This window comes from Bacteroides sp. RTP31139st1_H2_RTP31139_211217, assembly GCF_040227615.1.
GTDB classification, from domain to species: Bacteria; Bacteroidota; Bacteroidia; order Bacteroidales; family Bacteroidaceae; genus Bacteroides; species Bacteroides uniformis.
On record NZ_JBCNZM010000003.1, the window covers coordinates 88,494 to 92,779 of the forward strand.

At 49.7% G+C, this 4,286-nt stretch carries 2 protein-coding genes; both read left to right on the plus strand.

The annotated features are described in order from the left end of the window. On the plus strand, window positions 1-2,852 hold a 2,852-nt coding region (locus ABUA47_RS01185), incomplete at its 5' end, for an efflux RND transporter permease subunit (RefSeq protein ID WP_349831384.1). A 17-nt stretch (window positions 2,853-2,869) separates the two neighbouring features. Next, window positions 2,870-4,246: an efflux transporter outer membrane subunit gene (locus ABUA47_RS01190; protein WP_009036816.1), complete on the plus strand. Its 1,377-nt coding sequence runs from the start codon at window positions 2,870-2,872 to the stop codon at window positions 4,244-4,246. Window positions 4,247-4,286 lie beyond the last annotated feature (40 nt).

Consider the following 4,286-nt stretch of genomic DNA (forward strand, 5'->3'; position numbering starts at 1 on the left):
GAGGATTTTCAGCTACGGTCACTTTCGACGTGTCTGCCGACCCGGATTTGGCTGCCGTAGAAATACAGAACCGTGTGAAACTGGCGGAGAGCCGTTTGCCAGCCGAAGTGATTCAGAACGGTATTTCTGTGGAAAAGCAGGCTCCCAGCCAGTTGATGACCATCTGTCTGACTTCCAGTGACCCGAAGTTCGACGAAATTTATTTGAGTAACTTTGCTACTATCAATGTACTCGACTTGTTGCGCCGTATCCCCGGTGTTGGACGTGTTTCCAACATTGGCAGTCGCTACTATGCCATGCAGATATGGGCGTTGCCCGACAAACTTGCCAACTTCGGACTGACGGTGCAGGATTTGCAGAATGCCCTGAAGGACCAGAACCGTGAGTCTGCTGCGGGTGTTTTGGGACAACAGCCGGTGAAGGGACTCGACATTACTATCCCTATCACTACCCAGGGACGCTTAAGTTCGGCAAAGCAGTTTGAGGACATTGTGGTCCGTGCCAATGCCAACGGTTCCATTATCCGTCTGCGCGATGTGGCGCGTGTTTCATTGGAAGCATCTTCATATAGCACAGAGAGTGGCATCAACGGTGAGAATGCTGCCGTTCTCGGTATCTATATGCTTCCCGGGGCCAATGCAATGGAAGTTGCAAAGAGCGTAAAGGCTGCTATGGAGGAAATCAGTGCAAATTTCCCTGAGGGGATGAGTTATGAGATTCCCTTCGACATGACGACTTATATTTCCGAATCCATTCACGAAGTGTACAAGACGTTGTTCGAAGCGCTGATTCTGGTGGTGCTGGTTGTATTTCTATCCTTGCAAAGTTGGCGTGCGACGGTGATACCGATTGTTGCGGTACCTATTTCCCTGATTGGTACCTTCGGTTTCATGCTTATTTTCGGTTTCTCTCTGAACATACTGACTTTGCTTGGATTGATTCTCGCCATCGGTATTGTGGTGGATGATGCCATTGTGGTGGTGGAGAATGTAGAACATCTTATGGAGACGGAGAAATTGAGCCCGTATGAAGCTACCAAAAAGGCGATGAACGGATTGGCAAGTGCCTTGATTGCCACATCGTTGGTGCTCTGTGCCGTGTTTGTGCCAGTAAGTTTCTTGAGCGGAATCACCGGACAGTTATACCGTCAGTTTACCATTACTATCGCCGTTTCCGTATTGCTTTCTACGGTAGTGGCCCTGACGCTTAGTCCCGTCATGTGTTCGCTCATATTGAAGCCCGACAGTGGAAAGAAAAAGAACATAGTTTTCCGCAAAATCAATGAATGGCTGAACTTGGGCAATCACAAATACGTGGCTGTCATTAACCGGGTCATCAGGAATCCCCGCCGCTTGATGAGTGCGTTCGGCCTGGTACTGGTTGCCATTTTCATTATCCACCGGTTGGTGCCTACCAGCTTCCTGCCGGTAGAAGACCAGGGCTATTTTAAGATAGAGTTGGAGTTGCCGGAAGGTGCTACTTTGGAGCGAACCCGTGTGGTGACCGACCGTGCCGTGCAATACTTGGAGAAGAATCCCTATGTGGCCTATGTGCAGAACGTGACGGGTAGCAGCCCCCGTGTGGGTAGCAACCAGGCACGCAGTGAGCTGACGGTTATTCTGAAACCGTGGGAAGAGCGTAAGGGGATTTCCATCGATAAGATAATGGAGAATGTGGAGAAGGATTTGAAGGAATATCCCGAATGCAAGGTCTATCTTTCCACGCCTCCGGTCATTCCGGGATTGGGTACCTCGGGAGGTTTCGAAATGCAGCTTGAGGCGCGTGGAGAGGCGACGTTTGACAACTTGGTGCAGGCGGCAGATACGCTGATGTATTATGCCCAGAAGCATAAGGAGCTGACGGGGCTTTCATCATCCTTGCAGTCTGAAATACCGCAACTTTATTTTGATGTGGACCGTGATAAGGTGAAAATGCTGGGTGTGCCCCTGGCGGATGTATTCTCTACCATGAAGGCCTATACCGGTTCAGTATATGTGAATGACTTCAATATGTTCAACCGTATATATAAGGTGTATATCCAGGCCGAGGCTCCTTATCGTGAGCATAAGGACAATATCAACTTGTTCTTTGTAAAGGCAAAAGACGGAGTGATGGTGCCGCTTACTTCCTTGGGAAATGCCTCTTATACCACCGGTCCGGGCAGTATCAAGCGTTTCAATATGTTTACCACTGCCGTCATCCGCGGTTCTGCGGCACAAGGCTACAGTTCCGGCCAGGCAATGGAGATTATGGAGCAGATTGCACGTAACCACTTGCCGGACAATATCGGTCTGGAGTGGAGTGGCCTTTCCTATCAGGAAAAGAAGGCGGGAGGACAGACGGGTCTTGTGCTTACGCTGGTATTCCTTTTCGTATTCCTCTTTTTGGCTGCGCAATATGAAAGTTGGACGGTGCCTATCGCTGTATTGCTTTCACTGCCGGTTGCCGCTTTGGGTGCCTATCTGGGCGTTGTGATATGCGGATTGGAGAATGATATTTATTTCCAGATCGGCTTGGTGATGCTGGTGGGGCTTGCGGCAAAGAATGCCATTTTGATTGTGGAGTTTGCCAAGGTGCAGGTTGACAAGGGAGGAGACTTGATACAGTCTGCCATCCATGCTGCCCAACTCCGTTTCCGGCCTATCCTGATGACTTCCCTCGCCTTTGTATTGGGAATGCTTCCTATGGTGTTGGCAAGCGGACCGGGCTCGGCGAGCCGTCAGGCCATCGGTACGGGTGTTTTCTTCGGAATGATATTTGCCATTGTATTCGGTATTGTGCTTGTACCGTTCTTCTTTGTCCTGGTATACAAGACAAAAACCAAAGTGCAGCATAAGATTAAGAAAGACTGATTTTAAAGACAACGTTTATGAAAAGAAAGAACATATATATTATTTTGTTGCTGAGTATGTTTGCCCTTACCTCATGCAAGGTGGGCAAGAGCTATGTGCGTCCGGAGATGGCATTGCCGGATAGCCTGGCACAGCAGCAGGATAGCATGAGCATAGCCGATGAACAGTGGCAGGCAGTTTATACGGACAGCACGCTGCGTGCTTTGATAGACCGTGCTCTGGAATATAACAAAGACATGCTGATTGCAGCTTCCCGTGTCAAGGAGATGGCTGCCCAAAAACGTATCAGTGTTGCCAACCTTCTGCCGCAGCTCACCGGAAAGGTGGAGGCTGAGCGCGAGGTGGAGATTTACGGTGGTCATAGCCGTGATGTAGGCAATACTTACGAAGCCAAGGCGTTGCTCTCTTGGGAACTGGACCTTTGGGGAAACTTGAGATGGAAAAAAGTGGCTGCTGTGGCCGAATATTTGCAAAGTGTGGAGGCGCAGCGTGCGTTGCGCATGACCATCGTTGCCGAAGTGGCGCAGGCTTATTATGAGCTGGTAGCCCTTGATACGGAACTGGAGATTGTGCGCCAGACACAAAAGGCGCGTGAAGAGGGAGTGCGCTTGGCGCGTATCCGTTTTGAAGGAGGGCTGACCTCGGAGACCTCTTATCAACAGGCTCAAGTGGAGTTGGCTCGTACGGCTACTCTTGTTCCGGATTTGGAACGCCGTATCTCTCTGAAAGAAAATGATATATCCTTCCTTGTGGGGGAATTCCCTACCCGTATCAAGCGTGTCAATTTTCTGCAGGAACTGGATGTGCCGGAGTCCTTACCGGTAGGTCTGCCTTCGGATTTGTTGGAACGTCGCCCCGATGTCCGTGCGGCAGAGCAGCAGTTGAAGGCTGAACATGCCAGAGTGAAAGTTGCTTATACCAATATGTTCCCCCGTCTGGCCCTGACCGGACAATTTGGATTGGAAAGTGATGTGTTGTCCAATTTTCTGGAATCCCCCTATTCCTTATTGAATGGGGCGGTCTTGGCACCGCTTTTCGGTTGGGGAAAGAACCGTGCTGCATTGAATGCACAGAAGGCTTCTTTTGAAGCCGAAGTGCATAGCTATGAAAAGACAGTGCTGAATGCTTTTAAGGAAGCGAAGAATGCCATTGTGGATTTCAATAAGATAAAGGAGGTCTACCAACTGCGTGCCAAACTTGAACGTTCTGCCAAGGGATATGTGGATTTGGCACAGTTGCAATACATCAACGGCGTCATCAATTATATGGATGTGCTCGATGCCCAGCGTGGTTATTTCGATGCCCAAATAGGGGTGAGCAATGCCATCCGCGACGAACTTATTGCCATGGTAAATGTCTATAAGGCATTGGGGGGTGGCTGGCAAACCGAATGACGTGTGATTAAAGAAGACAGCAAGGGCGTGTATGTATCGA